Annotated in this window: 14 protein-coding genes, 5 pseudogenes and 1 riboswitch; of the genes and pseudogenes, 1 reads left to right on the plus strand and 18 read right to left on the minus strand. The window is 36.3% G+C overall.

Annotation, left to right across the window (positions count from 1 at the left end; translation table 11 throughout):
- The 8 genes and pseudogenes from I5776_RS15550 to I5776_RS15580 all read right to left on the minus strand — a co-directional run bounded on the left by I5776_RS15550 (position 1) and on the right by I5776_RS15580 (position 4,317).
- Complete coding sequence (locus tag I5776_RS15550) at positions 1-717, minus strand: dihydropteridine reductase (RefSeq protein WP_202777282.1); 717 nt, start codon at positions 715-717, stop codon at positions 1-3.
- A gap of 208 nt (positions 718-925) precedes the next feature.
- Positions 926-1,300 (minus strand): YczI family protein, encoded by a 375-nt coding sequence (locus I5776_RS15555; protein WP_202777283.1) that lies wholly within the window; start codon positions 1,298-1,300, stop codon positions 926-928.
- A gap of 61 nt (positions 1,301-1,361) precedes the next feature.
- Positions 1,362-1,519: pseudogene (locus I5776_RS21820) on the minus strand (SdpI family protein); the annotation flags it as partial.
- A gap of 121 nt (positions 1,520-1,640) precedes the next feature.
- Positions 1,641-1,916: a hypothetical protein gene (locus I5776_RS15560; RefSeq protein WP_202777284.1), complete on the minus strand. Its 276-nt coding sequence runs from the start codon at positions 1,914-1,916 to the stop codon at positions 1,641-1,643.
- Between the two features lie 263 nt (positions 1,917-2,179).
- Positions 2,180-2,560 (minus strand): annotated as a pseudogene (locus tag I5776_RS15565) (VOC family protein).
- A 315-nt stretch (positions 2,561-2,875) separates the two neighbouring features.
- Positions 2,876-3,343 carry a DinB family protein gene (locus tag I5776_RS15570; RefSeq protein ID WP_202777285.1) on the minus strand — a complete coding sequence of 156 codons (468 nt, stop codon included), beginning with the start codon at positions 3,341-3,343 and terminating at the stop codon, positions 2,876-2,878.
- 256 nt (positions 3,344-3,599) lie between these two features.
- Positions 3,600-3,749 (minus strand): anthrone oxygenase family protein, encoded by a 150-nt coding sequence (locus I5776_RS15575; RefSeq protein ID WP_202777286.1) that lies wholly within the window; start codon positions 3,747-3,749, stop codon positions 3,600-3,602.
- Positions 3,750-4,059: 310 nt separating this feature from the next.
- Positions 4,060-4,317, minus strand: a complete 258-nt coding sequence (locus tag I5776_RS15580) for a hypothetical protein (RefSeq protein WP_202777287.1) — start codon at positions 4,315-4,317, stop codon at positions 4,060-4,062.
- 226 nt (positions 4,318-4,543) lie between these two features.
- On the opposite strand from I5776_RS15580, the gene I5776_RS15585 reads away from it, so the two are divergent.
- A complete protein-coding gene (locus I5776_RS15585; RefSeq protein WP_202777288.1) occupies positions 4,544-5,428 on the plus strand; it encodes a GNAT family N-acetyltransferase in 885 nt (294 codons plus the stop codon).
- A 64-nt stretch (positions 5,429-5,492) separates the two neighbouring features.
- Here the strand turns inward: I5776_RS15585 and I5776_RS15590 are convergent, their stop codons facing one another.
- The 10 genes and pseudogenes from I5776_RS15590 to I5776_RS15635 form a co-directional block, all read right to left on the minus strand.
- A complete protein-coding gene (locus I5776_RS15590; RefSeq protein ID WP_202777289.1) occupies positions 5,493-6,848 on the minus strand; it encodes an MFS transporter in 1,356 nt (451 codons plus the stop codon).
- An 835-nt stretch (positions 6,849-7,683) separates the two neighbouring features.
- Entirely contained in the window at positions 7,684-8,724 is a 1,041-nt protein-coding gene (locus I5776_RS15595; RefSeq protein ID WP_202777290.1) for a DUF3231 family protein, read from the minus strand.
- Between the two features lie 154 nt (positions 8,725-8,878).
- Positions 8,879-10,551 (minus strand): annotated as a pseudogene (locus I5776_RS15600) (ribonuclease J).
- Between the two features lie 793 nt (positions 10,552-11,344).
- The gene (locus I5776_RS15605; RefSeq protein WP_202777291.1) at positions 11,345-12,505 is read right to left on the minus strand and encodes a DUF4317 domain-containing protein; all 1,161 of its coding nucleotides are present in this window, start codon (positions 12,503-12,505) and stop codon (positions 11,345-11,347) included.
- A 232-nt stretch (positions 12,506-12,737) separates the two neighbouring features.
- Entirely contained in the window at positions 12,738-13,370 is a 633-nt protein-coding gene (locus I5776_RS15610; RefSeq protein ID WP_202777292.1) for a TVP38/TMEM64 family protein, read from the minus strand.
- A 133-nt stretch (positions 13,371-13,503) separates the two neighbouring features.
- Positions 13,504-14,394, minus strand: a pseudogene (locus I5776_RS15615) (HAMP domain-containing sensor histidine kinase); the annotation flags it as partial.
- 182 nt (positions 14,395-14,576) lie between these two features.
- Positions 14,577-15,263, minus strand: coding sequence for a response regulator transcription factor (locus tag I5776_RS15620; RefSeq protein WP_202777294.1), 687 nt, complete (start codon positions 15,261-15,263; stop codon positions 14,577-14,579).
- A complete protein-coding gene (locus I5776_RS15625; protein WP_202777295.1) occupies positions 15,253-15,840 on the minus strand; it encodes a class I SAM-dependent methyltransferase in 588 nt (195 codons plus the stop codon). Before I5776_RS15625 ends, I5776_RS15620 begins: the two co-directional genes overlap by 11 nt.
- A gap of 424 nt (positions 15,841-16,264) precedes the next feature.
- Positions 16,265-17,368: pseudogene (locus tag I5776_RS15630) on the minus strand (5-methyltetrahydropteroyltriglutamate--homocysteine S-methyltransferase).
- A 38-nt stretch (positions 17,369-17,406) separates the two neighbouring features.
- Entirely contained in the window at positions 17,407-18,159 is a 753-nt protein-coding gene (locus tag I5776_RS15635; RefSeq protein ID WP_202777296.1) for a cyclase family protein, read from the minus strand.
- 91 nt (positions 18,160-18,250) lie between these two features.
- Positions 18,251-18,352: riboswitch (SAM riboswitch) on the minus strand.
- Positions 18,353-19,186: the final 834 nt, after the last annotated feature.

Consider the following 19,186-nt stretch of genomic DNA (forward strand, 5'->3'; position numbering starts at 1 on the left):
TTACATTGACAAATCAAATGAGAAAAACTTAGGCAGTTCATTTTCACGCTTATCGAGCATTATCTGTTCCGGTTGGATGCCCTGCTCACGCAGTACTTCAATGTTCTGCATAAGGAAGTCGTCGCTGCCAACAACATAAAAGAGTCCATCCTTGTCGGCAGCAAGATTTTTTACTGCTTCATAGTAGTCTTTACGAGTATCGACGAACTGTGACGTGAATTTCTTATCGGTTGCTGATTTAAAAATATTAGTAAATAAGAAATCGTTTGATGAATCGATGTTCAGGGAGTGAATTCGATTGACGTTGTCAGCGCGTTCAAAATATTCAAGTACAAGCGGTCTGAAAGTTGCTAGGCCGACACCTGATGACAGCAAGTAAACATTTTTGCCTTCTCTTTTTAGCGGTACATTCGAATGAGTTTTAAATATTGCCACTTCATCGCCGACTTTAAGATTTCTTAAAATCGTTTTAAACTCAGAGCACTGCTCTCTGATGCGTGTTGTAATACCGATTGCATTTTCGTGCGGTAAAGTAGAGATTGACATATGGCGAATCAGGCTACGGTTTGGTTTATCTCCAGCATTGAAACCTTCCAGTGCGAAGTGGGTATGGGAACCTTCTTCCCATGTAAAACCTTCCGGACAGTCGAGCAAGTACGTTTTAACCTCAGGCGTTTCCTCAATAATCTTATTTATTTTAGTCCAGTATATTTGCATTATATAATCTCCTTAATCAATTATTTATATCGTTACTATCTAATATACAGCAAGTGATAACTATTCTCAATTAAAAGGATTGATAATTTCAGATAATTTATAAAGTGGTTTCTAGGTAATGGCACGATGGTTGAATAACAGAACGTACATTTTTAAATAACTGTTATTAAAAATTAATAGAAGGGTGGTTGGATGCTACCTCTTTCGCTTACATTGTAATCACCTTCATTATTTTTGCCCACTGCTGCCACTCTGCCACCTGATTTAAGACCAACAGTATGTATCCCCCTCTTGCATCCTTAGTAAATAATTCCAACAAAAAAAGCGCTAATCTTTTTTCGATTAACGCCATCTCAACTTGAAAAGTATAAATGGAAACAAAAAGCCCAAAAGCAGATGCAAGGAAACACATGATTGCACTTGATTTTCGATTTAATTTAATTTCGGAAATTCCCGAAACTAATAGCATTGCACTTAGAAAAAATAACGTATAAGGGAGTAATTCGTTGTTACCAGTTATCAGTACATACAATGCTAAACTAAATGCAATCGACGCAAAAATAACCCTCATTATTATTAACAAATAACTTCTCTCCTCTAATTCATAAATACACTATAACATCAAATCTTGTTTTAAATTATTTTGCATGCCATAAATCTATATTTTTCATCGATCGACGTGTTCGATAGCCAAATACTGCATTAATATCTGTTGGGGAAATTTATTTAATATTAGTGCACACAATATGAATATGATACCAATCAATAGACTTATTCCTACATTTACAAGAGTTGATGCTATTTCAATTCCCTCCCATCTATCTTTAAAATTTAAATAAAACCCTAGTAATCCTTTTATACCATATTGTTGTAATTAAACTTACTGATCTGCCAGCATTAAAACAATTCTGTAATAAAATTATTTAGCCCCACCACATCGCACAAACAAATACTGACCATAAGGATACGCATATACCGATTATTCCAAAGCCAAAGATGTAAATAGGAGTAAAACTTTTATCAATTTTTTTTACCTTCATCAGCAAATATGCTAATAAAGGGGTAATTAAGTATATGAGGAGACTAATAACCGTAAAGATGGTTAAGTAGTATATCGGAGGATTAGTATTAGCGATATGTTCATCCACAAAATAGGCTAAAGATTGTCCAAATACGCCTAATATAGTTGCAATTATCATTAACATCCATATAAAAAAATGCACCTTTTTCAATTCCCATTTCCCCTTAGCAAGGTAACACATCTACCTTTAGTGTAATTTTACACTAATCATAACAAATAACCCCTTAATTGGAAATACCATATTAACCTGTTTTTTCCGCACAAAAAGAAAAGGCAGATTAACAATCGTTGATTTGCCTTTTCTCGCTTAGGTTAAGTGTAATTAATTCACAACCTCTTTTTTTGTGAAAATTTCATTATATGTATGGTTATGGTTTTGTTTTATACAGTCAACTCAATTAGATTTCCTTCAGGATCCTCAATAACACTTTCATAATATCCATCTCCAGTGACTCGAGGACCATTAGTAAGGCGATACCAATCATTCTTTAATCTGTCTGTCATTTGATTAACTGACTCCCTGCTTCCTAAAGAAATGGCAATATCAGCCTAGCCTATCATATCATCCTGTTTTTTCTTATCAATACCTAATTTACGCATAATCTCTAATCGTGTTCCAGAATTAAAAGTGAGAAAATATGTTTCAAATTTCTTTTCTGCATTATGTTACTTATTGTTTGACATACCATTAAAATACGTTTCATAAAACGTTCTTATGACTTCCAAATCATTGACCCAAATAGCGACATGTTCTATTTTCATCTCTGTTTCACTCCATTATTAGTAGTAAATCACCTACGAATTTACCTCTAGATTACTACAACTTTAATGAAAGCAAAAAGGAGTTACAAAAATGGAAAACCTTTATATGTGAAGTGCACCCCAAAAGTTAGACCAACCAATTCTAACTTGTGGAGTGCACTTCATTTAGGAGTCTTTATTATGTGTGATCATTTAACACCTGTTCAATCAAGCGAAAATAAAATGTATCTTAATAGGCCTAATGACAGCTGCGCTATTACATCCCGATAAAAAAACCGGAACAAAATCCGGATTAAATGGATATGTTGTATCTTTTTATTGTCGCTCCCAAAACGCTGGCGGTTCAATCCCAAGTAACCGTAAGTAAATAAAACCTTGACCCCGATGATGGATTTCATTTTCCAACGCATAATGTAAACGTTCGAAATGACTCATTTCGCCACCGAAAAAGGGATCTTTTTCTACGGTGTGCAACCGTTCCTCGGTGATTTTTAGCCACCATTGTTGCACATCCTCCTTTGTTTCATGACAACAGTCTAAAAGTTTCGCTTTGGTCGAAACACCAGCAAAAGATTGTCTATATTCCCATTCACTGAGAGCGATACCGCGTATATATGCGCGTTCAATATCTAGTATCTCTAAAATCATTTTTGAAAATGGACGCAGCGGTTCGACCGGTGCAAAGGTGAATAACTTGTCTTCTGGGAAAGCCTCAATTGTTCGAATGGTTAAACGACGATTCCCATCCAAAATTTCTCGAAATTGCTCTAATGTCATGACCATTGTTGGTCACCTCCTTAATAATTGATACTAATGATAAATAGCCCGACTACAAATTCTAGATGTAAATATAATTATTCTGTTTATATTACAAAAAATCCTTCTACAGTTAGCTGCAGTTAGCTCATAAGCCTTATTTCATTAAATAGCTTGATAGTACAATTAGCTTCAACAAAAATAAGCATTAATCATTATTGTATTAATGCTACTCATTAGTCTATTTCAGCGCTAATAAATAATACCATCGCTGCAAAACTTGCTAATGTTCGAATGTTGTTCCATAACGTCCATTTAGCAAGCTAGCAAGTGCTTTCATAACAAATGAAGAAAATGCGAAGAACACCCCAGCAACCAAGCCTGTGCCAATAGATCCAAATAAGATTACATATGGAATTAAATGGTCAATCAAATCTCATCATTCCCCACAATATATTCATCTCCCTTATTTTGAGTATTATTGTTATTCATTAGAAAAAGGAATAGTTCCTTCATAAACTGTTTCATTAGCTTAACAAGAAACTTCCGCTTCTGTTTGAATCATCATTTTCTAAGTTTAACGAACTCGCCCACCAAACATCGGTTTTTCCGTTAGGGAATTTGTTCACTTTTTCACCTAACTGTCTGTTGGTATAGTATATAATTTCAACAAAAGAAGTCTCAATGCTTCCTCTATTATGCTACTTTTTACTATTATCCCTCTTTGTTTCATTGAACTGTGCTTAGCTTTTAATCTTCTTCAACAGGTCATCTAGTGTTCCATAACATTTTTCTACTTCAGGTAAATGATAAAATGTACTTGTAGTTTCGATGTTATCTGTTGCTCCGTCTCGTGAGAAAAGAAATGTTCTCTTTCCTTGACCAATTGCTATCCCCAATACAATATGGGCTCCTTTTCCACCTGGTAATAAAACTACAACAAAATCCGATTCCATTACAGCATTTTTCTCATTTTGTCCTATCTCTCTTAAATCTTCCAATGTTAAAGTATTACCTTCTTTTGCTTTAGTATTTTTTGTCCATTCATAAACTTAGTTTTAGAATGTTATATGTATATTCTAGTATTAACTAACAAATGCCTCTTCCACTAAGCTGCACGTTCGTGAAGTTTATAGAATCATTTTCTTTTCATTAAAGGAAAATTCTGATATCTGGCGAATATAAGAAAGGGTAATAAACTCAGAATGAGAAAGGAAAACACCATCCATGAGTTCATACAAATTAGTAAAGAATTATAAAGATAACAGCGAATTAAGAAAGAGCTTTAATGAGCTTGCCTATAACACATTTGGAATTAGCTTTGAGTCATGGTATTTAAACAATTTTTGGCAAGAGAGATATCAACCTTTTTCATTCGTAGACGGTAACAGAGTGATTGCCAATGTTTCTGTGAATGAACTTGATTTAATCATTTTTGGAGAATCGAAAAGAGCGGTCCAAATAGGTACGGTTATGACAAATCCTATTTATCGGAATCGAGGACTTTCTAGAAAACTTATGAACGAGGTCTTAGAAACTTATGAAAATAAATATGATGTCATGTATCTCTTTGCTAACCAATCTGTATTGGATTTTTATCCAAAGTTCGGATTCCACCCCGTTGAAGAGTACCAATATACAATTGGTCGCACTAATGTTAAGTCAAATGGAAAAAGTAGAATTCAAAAATTGGATGGGAATCGAAAAGAAGATTTACATTTCATTTATAAATTTGCTTCGAATCGCATCCCCGTCTCATCAAACTTTGCAACGAGGCATACGCAAGAACTTCTCATGTATTATTGCATAAACATTTTTCCGAATAACATATACTATCTTGAAGATGAAGATGTCATCATTATCTACGAGATTCAAAACGATGACATCCATCTATATGATTTGATAAGTAAAGAAAAAATTCGCTTTGAAAAAATTATAGATTATCTTGCAACCAATAATGCACAAAAAGTTGTTTTTCATTATACACCCGATTACGAAGGATTCGAATTTGAAATAAAACTTTTTCACGATGAGACTGTATTATTTGTTAAGAAAAAGAATGATGTGGTCTTGCCTACTCAATTTAAACACCCGATTACTGCTCAAGCATAAAAAACTAAGATATTTATAAGGTTTGGATTTATATAGTTAATTACCCATTCAGACATCCCATATTTTATTGATTTTTTAATCGCAGTTTTCCGGGGAGTCGAAGTGCCAAGACAAGGACTAAAGCACAGAAAATAAGGCAGACAATGGCAACCTTATGAAGATGTTGGACATCCAAATGGGCAGTGAATACAATTCCTAATAAACTGGAAGAAAGAATCGACCCAATATATCTACTCGTTTGAAAAAGTCCTGATGCCGTGCCTGTTTCATTTGGTTTAATATGTTCAAACAGTGCCGTTTGCATGGATATATTGTTAAAGCCGTTGCTAATTCCAAGAACGGCCATGATAACAAGCAGCCATAATAAAGATGAAGTTTCATGCAAGCTTAACAATAAGGCTGTTCCTACTAATAGAAATATTGCACCGATGACAAGTGGAAGCTTTGATTTATATTTATCAATTAAACGTCCAGTAATTGGTGCAATAATGACTCCAAATCCTGCCAAAGCAAGCATAATTAATCCAGATTGCTTCTCGCTATAATGATGTACTTGCTGTAAAAAGATTGGAAAACCAAAGAAGTAACAATAGAAAACAAGATTAATGCTAATAAATTGTAAGTAAATATACGATACTATTCTATTGCTTTTCAATGAATCAAAATCAATAAATGGCTCACTCCGTTTATTCTCGTATTTATAAAATAGGAATGACGCTATAATAAAGATGAGCAAAGCCCACCAATGAATCGATTTTTCCAAAGACAACAGGAATAAGATTAATCCAACCATTGTAATGATAAAAAGAATGATTCCACCGAAGTCAATACGTCCTAGTTCAACCTTCCCTTGACTCGTATTAGGCAAAATAAAAATTGCCATAATAAATGAAAGAACAATAAATGGAAAGTTTACAAAAAAGATCGATGGCCAGTCCCACGCTTCAATTAAAAATCCTCCAATAGAAGGTCCAAATGCTGCGGAAGTGGAAGAAAAAATGGACAATGTCGCCAATGCCTTTGCTTGTCCCTTTGTAATACTTGTACGGACGATACTCATTCCACTCGGAAATAAGGTTGAAGTACCAATCGCTTGAAGCGCCCGACAGCCTAATAAAAAAGGATAGTTTGGTGAAAATGGAGCAAGTATTGAAACAATAGCGACAACAATCAAACCAGATAAAAATAACCTTTTCGGCCCGAACATATCACTTAGTTTCCCCATAACTGGCTGTGCAGCTGCACTTGCTAAATAGAACACAGAAATAAGCCATGAGGCATCTGCAAAGGTTAATCCAAAATCATGCTGCATTCGTGTTAATGCGATCGAAATCATCGAAGAATTTAACGGATTTAATAATATACCTAAACCTATCGTAAGAACGAGCAACCATGAATTTTTGCGTAATGTTTGTGTCATGAATAATCACCTAAACTTAATATTACCAAAAGGTTCGTCCATTTCCACTATATTTACAAACCACCTCAGCATAAATTCTTTTTTTTCAATTTCGATAATGATAGGAACTACCCTTGTCTTTTTCTTCATTTTGTTAAACACATGTTACTGAATGGTGGAATTGTAACTTTAATAGCTTCCTCTAGCCCATGGACTCACACCTTGCTTCCTCATCGGACTGCTTTCTTCTTTCCGGTCCCATGGACTCTCGCTTCCCTTCCTCATCGGACCGCTTCCTTTCTTTCCGGACCCATGGACTCTCGCTTCCCTTTCTCATCGGACCGCTTCCTTTCTTTTCAGACCCATGGACTCTCGCTTCCCTTCCTCATCGGACCGCTTTTCTTCTTTCCGGACCCATGGACTCTCGCTTCCCTTCCTTATCGGACCGCTTTTCTTCTTTCCGGACCCATGGACTCTCGCTTCCCTTCCTTATCGGACCGCTTTTCTTCTTTCCGGACCCATGGACTCACGCCCCGCTTCTTCATCGGACCGCTTTTCTTCTTTTCGGACCCATGGACTCACGTTTCCCTTTCTCATCGGACCGCTTCCTTTCTTTCCGGACCCATAGGCTCACGCTTCCCTTCCTCATCGGACCGCTTTTCTTCTTTCCGGACCCATAGGCTCACGCTTCCCTTCCTCATCGGACCGCTTTTCTTCTTTCCGGACCCATAGGCTCACGCTTCCCTTCCTCATGGGACCGCTTTTCTTCTTTCCGGACCCATGGACTCACGTTTCCCTTTCTCATCGGACCGCTTCCTTTCTTTACAGACCCAAAACAACACATGTTCATGCTTTGTTACTTATTCTTGTTGACAAGCGCTTGGTGATCAGCCGCTTTTGGTGGTTCTTCTAATAAAGCATGTTTAATCATAAGGTTTGCACCATCTTCCGCGTATAATGCAATTTCCGCTGAAAGACGCGTATACAAGGCGTTGAGATCCATTCGTTCACATGTTCCCGCGGCGGTTCCGTAATTTCCTATCCCTGCAGCGATCAAAGTGGTTGTATGAAACATCATCAATTTATCGGAGAATGGTGCAACCGTACTGTCTAAAATGTGGGCATCCCAAGACATAGGGGCGGGAAGATCACCTGCCGTTAATGTCGAACTAAACTTATTAATATGCTTGTTGGAAATTTTCTTTCCTTCCATAAAAAATTGTTTGATGTCCTCAGCTTTACACACTTGGGCAAACCCTGTCATCAATGCTTTTCCCATTGCATTGGTTTGAATGTTGATATAAAGATGGGTAATTTCAATAGCAGTTAATGCCCGTTTATGCGAACCTAAGAAATCAAACAGAAAACCCTGTTTGTCCACATAATCAACCTTATTGGGAATTGGTATTTGCGGCGGTCGGACATAAACACCTTTTGATAACATCACTTTTCTTGCCTTATCATGCAGTTTGGAAACAGAAATAAGTAAATTCCTAAAAAATTCACTGACATCTGAACGTGCCGATACACCTATGGCTATACCAATACTCGCCATTGCAATAATCTCTAATTTTTGTATGTACATAAGAATAAATACGTCGGAAAACAATCTTGGAGCATTTACATTTACATCCTTATCTGTAAAACCTACGGGTATTGCGCAATCTTCTTTTGAAAAAATCTCCGTAATAATGGTGATGTCATTTTCTGCTATACTTAGGGAGTTCTCGATGAGAGGAAGGATTTCTTTGTCCTCACAAATATTTTTAAAATATTTCATTACACAAATAGCTAAACTATCATTCATATATTGAGTCCAAAGAAAACCCATTTCCGAAGCAGTAAGCGGAATATTATGTTCGGTCATTTCTTTTTCATCATTATTTGGATTCGCCATTTTAACACACTTCCTTTTAAATATCGCTATTGCTATATTTAGGATGGTATTAAAACCAAAACATTATTCATTTCTCCAATGGCCGCTTCGCAAAATAAAAACACTCATAAACATTATAATTTCAACGTTTGTGAGTGTTATATTTTTATTTAATTTATATTTCAATAATTATAGGAACAACCATTGGCTTTTTCTTCATTTGGTTAAACACATGTTGCTGAATGAATTTTTTTATTTCCGTTTCATTACTTTCCGTTCGTTTCGATTTTCCTCTTGCAGTTCATTAATCGTTTGGGTAGTAAGTTGATTCACATTTTTTCGGAGTTTCGAGAAATCACTATCCGTAAATCCGCGGGACATCGTTTCAGGCTCCAAAAGCAGTTTTCCTTCAGCTTTGCTTATCGTTACAACAATGATGAGCATCCCATCCTCTGAAAATTGTTTACGGTCCCGTAACACAAATTCCCCTACATTCCCTACATCTCCACCATCCACATAAGTGTTCCCAACAGGGATATGGCGGGTCTGGCGCGCAATTCTATTTTCAATATCAACCACATCGCCATTATTGATTATGAACGTGTTTCCTTGTTCAACTCCAACCGACTCAGCTAATAAACGATGATGGTGCAGCATTCTAAGTTCACCGTGAATGGGGACAAAATATTTTGGTTTCATTAAGGTAAGCATTAGTTTTAAATCTTCTTGGTACCCGTGTCCGGAAACATGCATGCCGGATGAACTTCCTGATCCATAAATGACCTTTGCCCCTATAGCATAAAAATTGTCTACTATGCTTGTGACACTTTTTTCATTCCCAGGTATTGGACCCGCTGCAAGTATAACCGTATCTTTCGGTAAAACTTCGACTCCGCGAAAGTTTCCAGTTGACAGCCGAGCAAGGGCAGCCAATGGTTCTCCTTGGCTTCCCGTACATAAAATGGCGACCTTTTCAGGAGGCAGTTCATTGATTTCATTTTGATCGATGAACATTCCATCCGGAACTGTTAAGTAACCCCGTTCGATTGCAACATCTACCACATTGATCATACTTCTTCCAAGCAAGGCGAGTTTTCGATTTGTTTTATATGCAGCATTCACAACCTGCTGAACCCGACTAACATTCGAAGCAAAGGTAGAAATAATAATCTTACGTTCCGCTTTCATAAAAGCTGCTTCTACATGATCCGCTACCATTTGTTCCGATGGAGTCAAGCCTGGACGTTCGGCATTCGTACTCTCGGACAACAGAAGCAGGACCCCTTCATTGCCGATTTCAGCCATTTTATGAATATCCGAACGCTCATCATTTTTCTCAGGAGTTAAGTCGAATTTGAAGTCTCCCGTATGTACAATATTCCCCTCCGATGTGCGAAAAACAATTCCCAAGCAATCAGGAATACTATGTGTTACTTTGAAAAAGCCTACACCTATGTTTCCAAATTCCAATTTTGAGCTTGCATTGATTTCAACGAGTTCACTTTCTCTTAAAAGTTTATGTTCTTTTAATTTGATTTCAATTAATCCAAGTGTGAAACGGGTCGCATAAACGGGGACGTTTAATTTTTTCAAAAGGAATGGAATCCCTCCGATATGATCTTCATGACCATGTGTGACAAGTAAAGCTTTTACCCTGTCTTTATTCTCTATTAAGTAAGTAATATCCGGAATAATCAAATCAATTCCTAATAAACTTTCGTCTGGGAATTTGTTGCCACAATCAACAATCACGATATCGTCTGCATATTCAATGGCATACATATTTTTCCCAATTTCATTCAAGCCACCTAACGCGAAGATTGATAAGATATTTTCGTTTGTACTCACCTTAAAATCCTCCCACTATTAATATAGTGTTAGTATGTCCTTTGTTTTTCGGGTTTATCAGTGACGCAATGTTGGAATTGTAACTTTAATAGCTTTCTCCCTTATTTCAGAGGGCCCATTGACTCACACGTCGCTTTCTCATCGGACCGCTTCGCTTCTTTCCGGTCCCATACACCCACACGTCGCTTTCTCATCGGACCGCTTCGCTTCTTTCCGGTCCCATACACCCACGCGTCCTTTCCTCATCGGACCGCTTCGTTTCTTTCCGGTCCCATACACCCACGCGTCCTTTCCTCATCGAACCGCTTCGCTTCTTTCCGGTCCCATTGACTCACGCGTCCCTTCCTCATCGGACCGCTTCGCTTCTTTCCGGTCCCATACACCCACGCGTCCTTTCCTCATCGGACCGCTTCGCTTCTTTCCGGTCCCATACACCCACATGTCGCTTTCTCATCGGACCGCTTCGCTTCTTTCCGGTCCCATACACCCACGCGTCCTTTCCTCATCGGACCGCTTCGTTTCTTTCCGGTCCCATACACCCACCGTCCATTCCTTATCGGACCGCTTTGCCTCCTTCCGGACCCATACACCCACGCGTCCATTCCTTATCGGACCGCTTCGCTTCTTTCCGGTCCCATACACTCACGCGTCCATTCCTCGTCGGACGTATACACCTTTCGCTATTTCCGGTTATTACTTTTTATCATTATTTTGAGCCGTCATTTTTTACAGATTGGGAAAAACCAAAAAAATAATTCCCCCATTTGATGGAGGAATTATTTAAAAGAATCTGCTACAGCTCTCCCGTTTCCAATCGAAACCCTTCAACTACTACTTCTTCATCAACCTCTAATAAAAGGCACTTCTTTCCATTATAAGTAATATACTTAACATTTTTGAGGTCTTTTGGGTTAATGGTTACATTGGCGATCTTCGTTTCGATTTTTATCGATTTCGGAATGACACTGCTTGCTTTAATTTCGTGTTTTTCATCATATACAACACTTTTGAAGGCATGCTCCACTTTGTCTGAACTGACATCTTCAACTCCACTCGCCTCTAAAATTCGTTCGATGTCTTTTGAATCCAGCTTAGGAGGTTCACTTTCTTCATTTTCTTGATTCTCTTGGACCATTTTATCAACTTCTTCATAGACATTCGAAATGACCTTGGAATCCACTTCGTCTCCTACCACTATTTTCAAAATTTGATCGAAGGTGTCCTTTTCTTCTAAAGCTGTTATGATCTCTTCACACTGGAGGACATCCACAATAAACATTTCATTTGGCTGATTCACTTTTCCACCGTTGTAAAGAATATGATTCACATCAGCTGAATTATCATTAAAAGCAGGAAACAGAAAACCGGCCAATGGAGCCGTTAAATTAATAATCGGATCCACGGCATTATTCGATTTAAATTCTTTCTCAATATAATCAAAAAGCAACGCTTTTTTCGGTTGATCAGTTTTATTGAGACTGCAAAGGACAAACTCACTGGAGTATACCTCATCATCTCCACCTTCTTCCGATTCCATATCCCGCTTCCTTGTTGCCTTTTGGTATTCTCCACGGATAAAGGTTACGACCGTATCAAATTCATACTTTGTATGGGCGAACATTTTCTCAACGATTTGAAGCATTTTGTCGTTCCAAGCTTCCGTTGAATCTGCATGCAATCCATTGAAAAGAATCATTTGTGTGCTTTCTTCTACATCACTTCGAAATTTCAGTTCAAACAGCTTGGCATCTAGCCCCCCTGTCAAAACCTTCTTAAAGTTGGTTAAAAACAACTCCTGTGCTTCCTGCTCCAACAGTTCAAACGGCTGGGTAACCTGATGATAAATCTCTCCCGATTCTTTTTTTACATATACGTTAAATATTTCTCGTATTTTCATATATCTACTATTTAATTTAAATTGATTTCGGATACTTGCGATGTCTTTTTTATTCATATATCTCATCTCCTATCCTAGATTATACTGGTAGGATGAGAAAATAGTAATACTTGATTTTTGTTTGGTTTTAAGAGCAACAACTAAGACAGGACATGTTCACTAGTCTTTTTTTCGATACCTTTTTCAATATTCCTTAATTCAAAGGAAGGTAATAGTATTGACCATATGTTATTCATTTCAAATAATTTGGTAGGTATTAGCTAAAAAATGGTTATTTACTCTGTTGCAGCTATATTTTTTGCATCTGCTTAAGATTGTTCCATATTTTTATAGATACAAAAGCAATCAAAGCAAACGATAGGATAACTATAACGGTACCCATTAAGGAATCACTAAGACTGATTCCTATCAAGCTATATACGATCATTAAAGGGATATTCGAAATGATTATAGTTAACATGTAAGTGGAATATTTTATCCCAACTGCTGCAGCTAAAAAACATATTGCATCTGATGGTGCGATAGGACAAATGATTCCTAATGCTAAAAACTTATAATTGTAATTCTCCAATAAAGTTTTTAATTTTGGATATTTACTCTCTAGGTTCTGTTTAATCTTTTTACTAGAAAAAATTCTTGAGATTATATAAACTAATGTTTCACTCAATACTATCCCGACCATTGAGAGGATAATACCAAGTATTGGATTAAAACAAATTCCCCCTAATAACATTAGAGTTGCACCCGGGATCAACAGAAGCAGCCTAATTATCCACAAAGCAAGAAATAGTAATATTGTATATTTTGTATTTCCCGATATAAATTCCTTTAACACACCCATATCGAGTGACAGTAAATGAAATTGCTTTAAAAGATAGATAATTGCAATCCATAGAGATACGATGAAAATTATCTTTTTCATTTTCTACACTCTCCTCGCTTTCAATACATTCATGATAAGCAATGAGAATTAAGAAACACTCCGTAAAATTCTTAAGGATTCTTAAGTTTATTTATAAAAAAAATGCTTACAGAAATTTTTAATCCGTAAGCCATTACATATGTATTGGATGTTCTATAATAAAGCTCATCCAACCTTTTTTATATTCCGCATGAATATGACCGTTGTGAAGTTCAACAATTTTTTTGGAGATAGCAAGTCCAAGTCCAGAACCTTGATTATCTTTTCTCGCTTTATCCCCTCTGAAAAACCGTTCAAACAATTTATTTACTTCCTCTACAGGAGGCGTCTTGGCTCTGTTTGACACTTTCAAAATTGCCTTATTGTCATGTAGCTCAAAACTTACATGTATTTCAGAAGGTTTCATACTGTACTTTATCGCATTCATAAAGAGATTATCATAGACACGAACCATTTTGTCTATATCCATTAAAATCGGTACATTTTCTTCCGTGATTGATTTTTGAACACTTAATTGTTCCTTTTCAAAAATAGGAATGTATTCTCCAACTATTTGTTCCAATAATCCTGACAATTCTACTTCATTTAGATTCAGCAAAACATCCGGGCTCGATAAATGAGTATATTCAAATAGTTCATCAATTAGATATTTCAGCCTTTTTGATTTTGAATCTATCGTTTCAAGGTATTCCAAATATTGTTCTTTACTCACGTATTGTTCTTTTTTTAGTAAATCCAAATATCCGATAATCGATGTTAATGGTGTCCTTAAATCATGTGAAATGTTTGAAATAAGTTCGGTTTTCGCCCGTTCTAATTGTCTTTCATTTTCAAATTTATTCTCTAATTCTCTAGACATATGATTAATATTTTGTGCAAGTTGAGTCAATTCATCACTACTCTTGATTTTAATTGTCAAGCCAAGTTTACCATTGGCAATATGATGAATACTTTCAGAAATGAGTTTCAAATATAATATTTTTTTTCGCACCAATAACAAAAAAACGACAACAAAGGTACCGATACCAACAGAATACTGAAATAACAATGACAAATAACTAATAAGAGGGCTATGTTCTGTCACGTACATTTTATTATATAGATACACGTAAAATAAGGTAATAAGGATCATCATTCCTAATGACACAAAAAAACTGATTGCTATCGCAACAAGGAGTCTTACTATTAGCTTATTTCCAAACCTCCTCATATTTTATACCCTGTTCCCCATACGGTTTTGATATAAATGGGATGTTTAGAATCCTCTTCTATTTTGTCTCTGATTTTTGTAATGTGTACCATTACTGTATTATCCGATTTAAAAAAGTCTTCCTTCCATACTGTTTCATATATTTTTTCGACACTAAGAACAATGCCTTTATTTCTGGAAAGAAGCTCAAGTATGTCAAATTCTTTTGGAGTAAGCCTTACTTCCTTCCCCCGAACCCACACTTGTCGAGTATCGGTATTTACCGTCAAATCACCAATTTCAATAATGTTCTTAGTATTCTTTGTATCTGCATTGTATTTTTTATATCTTCTTAATTGGGATTTTACTCTTGCGATTAATTCTAATGGGTTAAACGGCTTTGATAAATAATCATCGGCACCTGAAGTCAGACCCTGTATTTTATCGATATCCTCCGATTTTGCAGAAAGCATAATGATAGGCATATTTCGTTCCTGCCTAATCTTCATACATGCTTCAATTCCGTCCATGTTGGGCATCATAATATCCAATATAATGAGGTCAAACTCTCTTTCTTCCAATAGTTTTAACGCTTCAATAGCATCTTCAACCTTATGAGTGTACAGACCTTCATTCTCTAAATAAACAGAAATGAGATTTCTTATATCTTTGTCGTCATCAACGATAAGAATTTTAGACTCCATAATATTCCTCCATATTTTGCGACATAGAACAGTTAAAGACATAGGCCGGAGGCAAATTTCTAATTTCCCGTTTTACATCAATTTTAGTAAAAAATTGTTCAATAAATGTCTTTTTAAATTTAGTGTATTGGAAAGTAATGAATTGCCCCTCCTTTTTTAAAATCTTAGTGGTATTTAGTAAAATTTTTAATGAAACGGTTTTTGGCAAGCTTGCAAAAGGAAGTCCAGAAATAACATAGTCTGCATAAGGTATATGATATTCCTTTAAATAATTCACAATGTTCTCCGCAGATCCATTTACAATGAATACATTCTTTTCCCTTTTGAATTTTTCTTTTAATAATATATAAAATTCTTTATTGTTTTCCACTAATAAAACAACGGTCTTTGGATTTCGTTTTTCAAGCAACTTTTCTGTAAATACACCTGTACCTGGTCCGTACTCCACAATGTATTGAGCATTCCTAAAGTTGATTTTTTCTACCATTTTATCTGCAAGAAATTTTGAACTAGGAAGTATTGCACCTACTGTTCTTGGATTAACAATATATTGAAATAAGAATAACAATCTTCTCATTACTAATCACTCCATTGATTTGAATTTATAATTATACTTTAAAATCTAAATCTAAAGAAAAAGGAGTGAAATTCCTTAAGAATTCTTAACTTTTGAAGTAAGTTCTCAAAAACAGTTTGTCCTTTGGGCAGAAGACCATTCCTAAAGGAATGGCCTTTTTCGGTTCACCGGAAGGTTAGTTTGTATTAATAATTTTATAGGCAGATAGAATGTGGAAACTGAGAAAAGAGAGCGGGAAGGCGTGGTAACGGATTGTGATCACTGAAAAGATATGTTTTTTAAGTTTAGTTTTCAATTGAAAAGAACATTCAAAGTCATAGACTTAGAGGATAGTCCATTTTACTATCCTCTAAGTCAGTAAGTTCCTTCCTCACTAGTTAAAGTAGCTTAGTTCCTCCAGATACCTTAAAATTACAGGAATTTCCTATCCCCATATTTCTTTAGAAATATCTACAATATATTTCAACTTCGCCCATTGCTCTTCTTCCGTTAAAATATTTCCGTGATGCGTTGAGGCAAAACCGCATTGTGGGCTGATACATAATTGCTCTAATGGTACGTATTTTGTTGCTTCTTTTACGCGTGCTTTAATCGTCTCCTTCTCTTCTAATGTACCATGCTTCGATGTGAAGACTCCTAGCACGACTTGGGGGCCGCCATTTGGAATGTATTCCAAGGGTTGGAAATCCCCTGAACGGTCGTCATCGTATTCTAAGAAAAATCCGTTCACTTTTTCTTTTGCAAATAAAGTTGGCGCGATTTTTGCATAACTGCCTTCAAAAGCTCATTTCGATCGGTAGTTACCACGGCAAAGATGTGTCGTTACAATTAGATCTTCCGGTTTATCTTCTAGTACGCTATTTGCAACCCGTAAGGCTAATTCGATTAATTCTTCACGAGAATAACCGCTATCATTAAATGGAATTTCCGGTGCATTAAGACCTGCAATGTAGACATCATCTAGTTGAAGATAACGGCAGCCGGCGTCATAAAAGGCGTTGATTGCCTCACGGTAGGCTTGAATTATGTCATTTGCATATTCTTCAATGTCTGGATAAACTTCCAAGTTACGGATACCAGCGTTAAATAATTGATTGGGACTCGGAATCGTTTGTTTTGCAATGGCACGGTCACCAACAATTTCTTTAAATTCAATAAAGTCTTTTACATGCGGGTGATGGGGGTTAAAGGAGATTTTTCCAACTACCCGAATATCATATCGTTCAGTTTCCTCCCCCTTAAATTTAAAGCCATGCTCTGGGATATAGCCCTCGACACCATTTAAATGCTCTAGAAAATCTGTATGCCAAAATCTTCTACGGAATTCACCGTCTGTGACAGCTTTCAGTCCGACTTCGATTTGTTTATCAACAACCTTTTTAATCTCGTCTGTTTCAATTTCGTGTAGTTCCAGGGCCGTAATATTCCCTTCTTGGAAATCCTTCCTCGCCTGATGAATTCTCTCTGGTCGTAATAAACTTCCTACATGATCCGCTCTGAATGGAGCTTTAATTAATGTTTTTGTCATTTTAATCTCTCTCCTTTAAGTATTTTTTTAATCTAGCATTATGGCAAAATAGCAAAAGAACGGACAGGAAAACCAGTTGCCTTCTCAGGCTTTGGACTAATATTGAAAATAACCGCTCCTTTGGCCGGCAGCTTATCTAGGTTCGTTAACAATTCAACTTGAAATGTATCTTGCTCAAGCACATAGTATTCACCAACGAGGGAACCATTTTTGCGATAATCAACAGAAGCATCTGTATCAAATGTTTCGTGTCCGACAGCTTTAATCTTTCTTTCTTCAAATAAAAATGTTAAGGCTTCAATTCCCCATCCAGGTGTGTGACTATTTCCCTCCTCATCTTTATTTTCAAATGCCTCCTTATCAGGCCAACGCTTGCCCCAGTCAGTGCGTAAAGCCACAAATGTTCCTGCTTCAATTTTTCCATGTTCCTCTTCAAACGCTAAGATATCTTCAACGGATAAGATAAAGTCATGATCATCTGCTACTTCCCGCGATTTATCAATCACGATAAGGGGCAAAACGAGTTCTTTTAACTCAAGCTCCTCAAGGTAACGTTTGTTGCGAACGAAATGGATCGGGGCATCAATATGTGTTCCGTATTGACCTGGGAACTGGAAACTTTGCGCAAAAAAGCCATCATCGTGGGTGAAAAGTGATTTGAATTCCGCATCGTCAAAAGCTGAAAAATGTGGAGAAGCGGGTCCAAACGTATGTGTGAGATCGACCCATTCTTTCTTTTGCAACACCTCAAATGCTTTCAAAAGCTCATTGTCTGTTTTTACTGTTGACATTAAATCACCTCATATATAATTTTTAAATATACTAAAAACCCCTCTTCTAGAAAACAGAAGAGGGGTGAATAAACGAATACATTACCTGCTCCTCTTATCTTCTAGCCCTACGCTACTGGAATTGGCACAGTACTTAAAAAAGTCCGCTGCCGAGGCATCAAAGGGCCAGTCCCTCCACCTCTCTGGATAAGAAAAATTCGAAATATTAAGTTATGGAATTTACTATACAATTTGGAAATGGATTTGTCAACATGAATGGATAAAGTATTTGATATGGCATGCTTAGAAAGATTAACATTTAAATAGAATAAGCCTGCTGAAAACGAAGGAAAAGCAGCCTTGAACAAGTATGATTACTGGTTCTATGACTGTTTTTTTGTCGTAGAGTTTTTGAATATTGTTTAAGAGGAACTTGATCAACATAATTAAAAGAAGAAGTACTTCATAAAGTGTATAGGAGGTACTTGATTAACTTATTTAAAAGAAAAAGTACCTCATAGAGCGTTTAGGAGGTACTTGAGTAACAGGATTAAAAGAAGAAGTACTTCATAGAGCGTTTAGGAGGTACTTGAGTAACAGGATTAAAAGAAAAAGTACTTCATAGAGCGTTTATGAGGTACTTCATTAACTTATTTAAAAGATGAAGTACCTCATAAAGCGTTTAGGAGGTACTTGATCAACAGGATTAAAAGAAGAAGTACCTCATAAAGCGTTTAGGAGGTACTTGAGTAACAGGATTAAAAGAAAAAGTACTTCATAGAGCATTTAGGAGGTACTTGATTAACTTATTTAAATGAAGAAGTACCTCATAAAGCGTTTAGGAGGTACTTGATCAACAGGATTAAAAGAAGAAGTACCTCATTAAGCGTTTAGGAGGTACTTGATCAACAGGATTAAAAGAAGAAGTACTTCATAAAGCGTTTAGGAGGTACTTAATCAACAGGATTAAAAGAAGAAGTACCTCATTAAGCGTTTAGGAGGTACTTGATTAACTTATTTAAAAGAAGAAGTACCTCATAGACCGTTC

This window comes from Heyndrickxia vini (genome assembly GCF_016772275.1).
Lineage (GTDB): Bacteria > Bacillota > Bacilli > Bacillales > Bacillaceae_C > Heyndrickxia > Heyndrickxia vini.

Bases quoted from the DNA above. Each gene is read 5' to 3' on its own strand.
- I5776_RS15550 (WP_202777282.1), bottom strand. From the start codon at position 717: ATGCAAATATACTGGACTAAAATAAATAAGATTATTGAGGAAACGCCT.
- I5776_RS15560 (WP_202777284.1), bottom strand. From the start codon at position 1,916: ATGATAATTGCAACTATATTAGGCGTATTTGGACAATCTTTAGCCTAT.
- I5776_RS15570 (WP_202777285.1), bottom strand. From the start codon at position 3,343: ATGGTCATGACATTAGAGCAATTTCGAGAAATTTTGGATGGGAATCGT.
- I5776_RS15585 (WP_202777288.1), top strand. From the start codon at position 4,544: ATGAGTTCATACAAATTAGTAAAGAATTATAAAGATAACAGCGAATTA.
- I5776_RS15590 (WP_202777289.1), bottom strand. From the start codon at position 6,848: ATGACACAAACATTACGCAAAAATTCATGGTTGCTCGTTCTTACGATA.
- I5776_RS15595 (WP_202777290.1), bottom strand. From the start codon at position 8,724: ATGGCGAATCCAAATAATGATGAAAAAGAAATGACCGAACATAATATT.
- I5776_RS15605 (WP_202777291.1), bottom strand. From the start codon at position 12,505: ATGAATAAAAAAGACATCGCAAGTATCCGAAATCAATTTAAATTAAAT.
- I5776_RS15610 (WP_202777292.1), bottom strand. From the start codon at position 13,370: ATGAAAAAGATAATTTTCATCGTATCTCTATGGATTGCAATTATCTAT.
- I5776_RS15620 (WP_202777294.1), bottom strand. From the start codon at position 15,263: ATGGAGTCTAAAATTCTTATCGTTGATGACGACAAAGATATAAGAAAT.
- I5776_RS15625 (WP_202777295.1), bottom strand. From the start codon at position 15,840: ATGAGAAGATTGTTATTCTTATTTCAATATATTGTTAATCCAAGAACA.
- I5776_RS15635 (WP_202777296.1), bottom strand. From the start codon at position 18,159: ATGTCAACAGTAAAAACAGACAATGAGCTTTTGAAAGCATTTGAGGTG.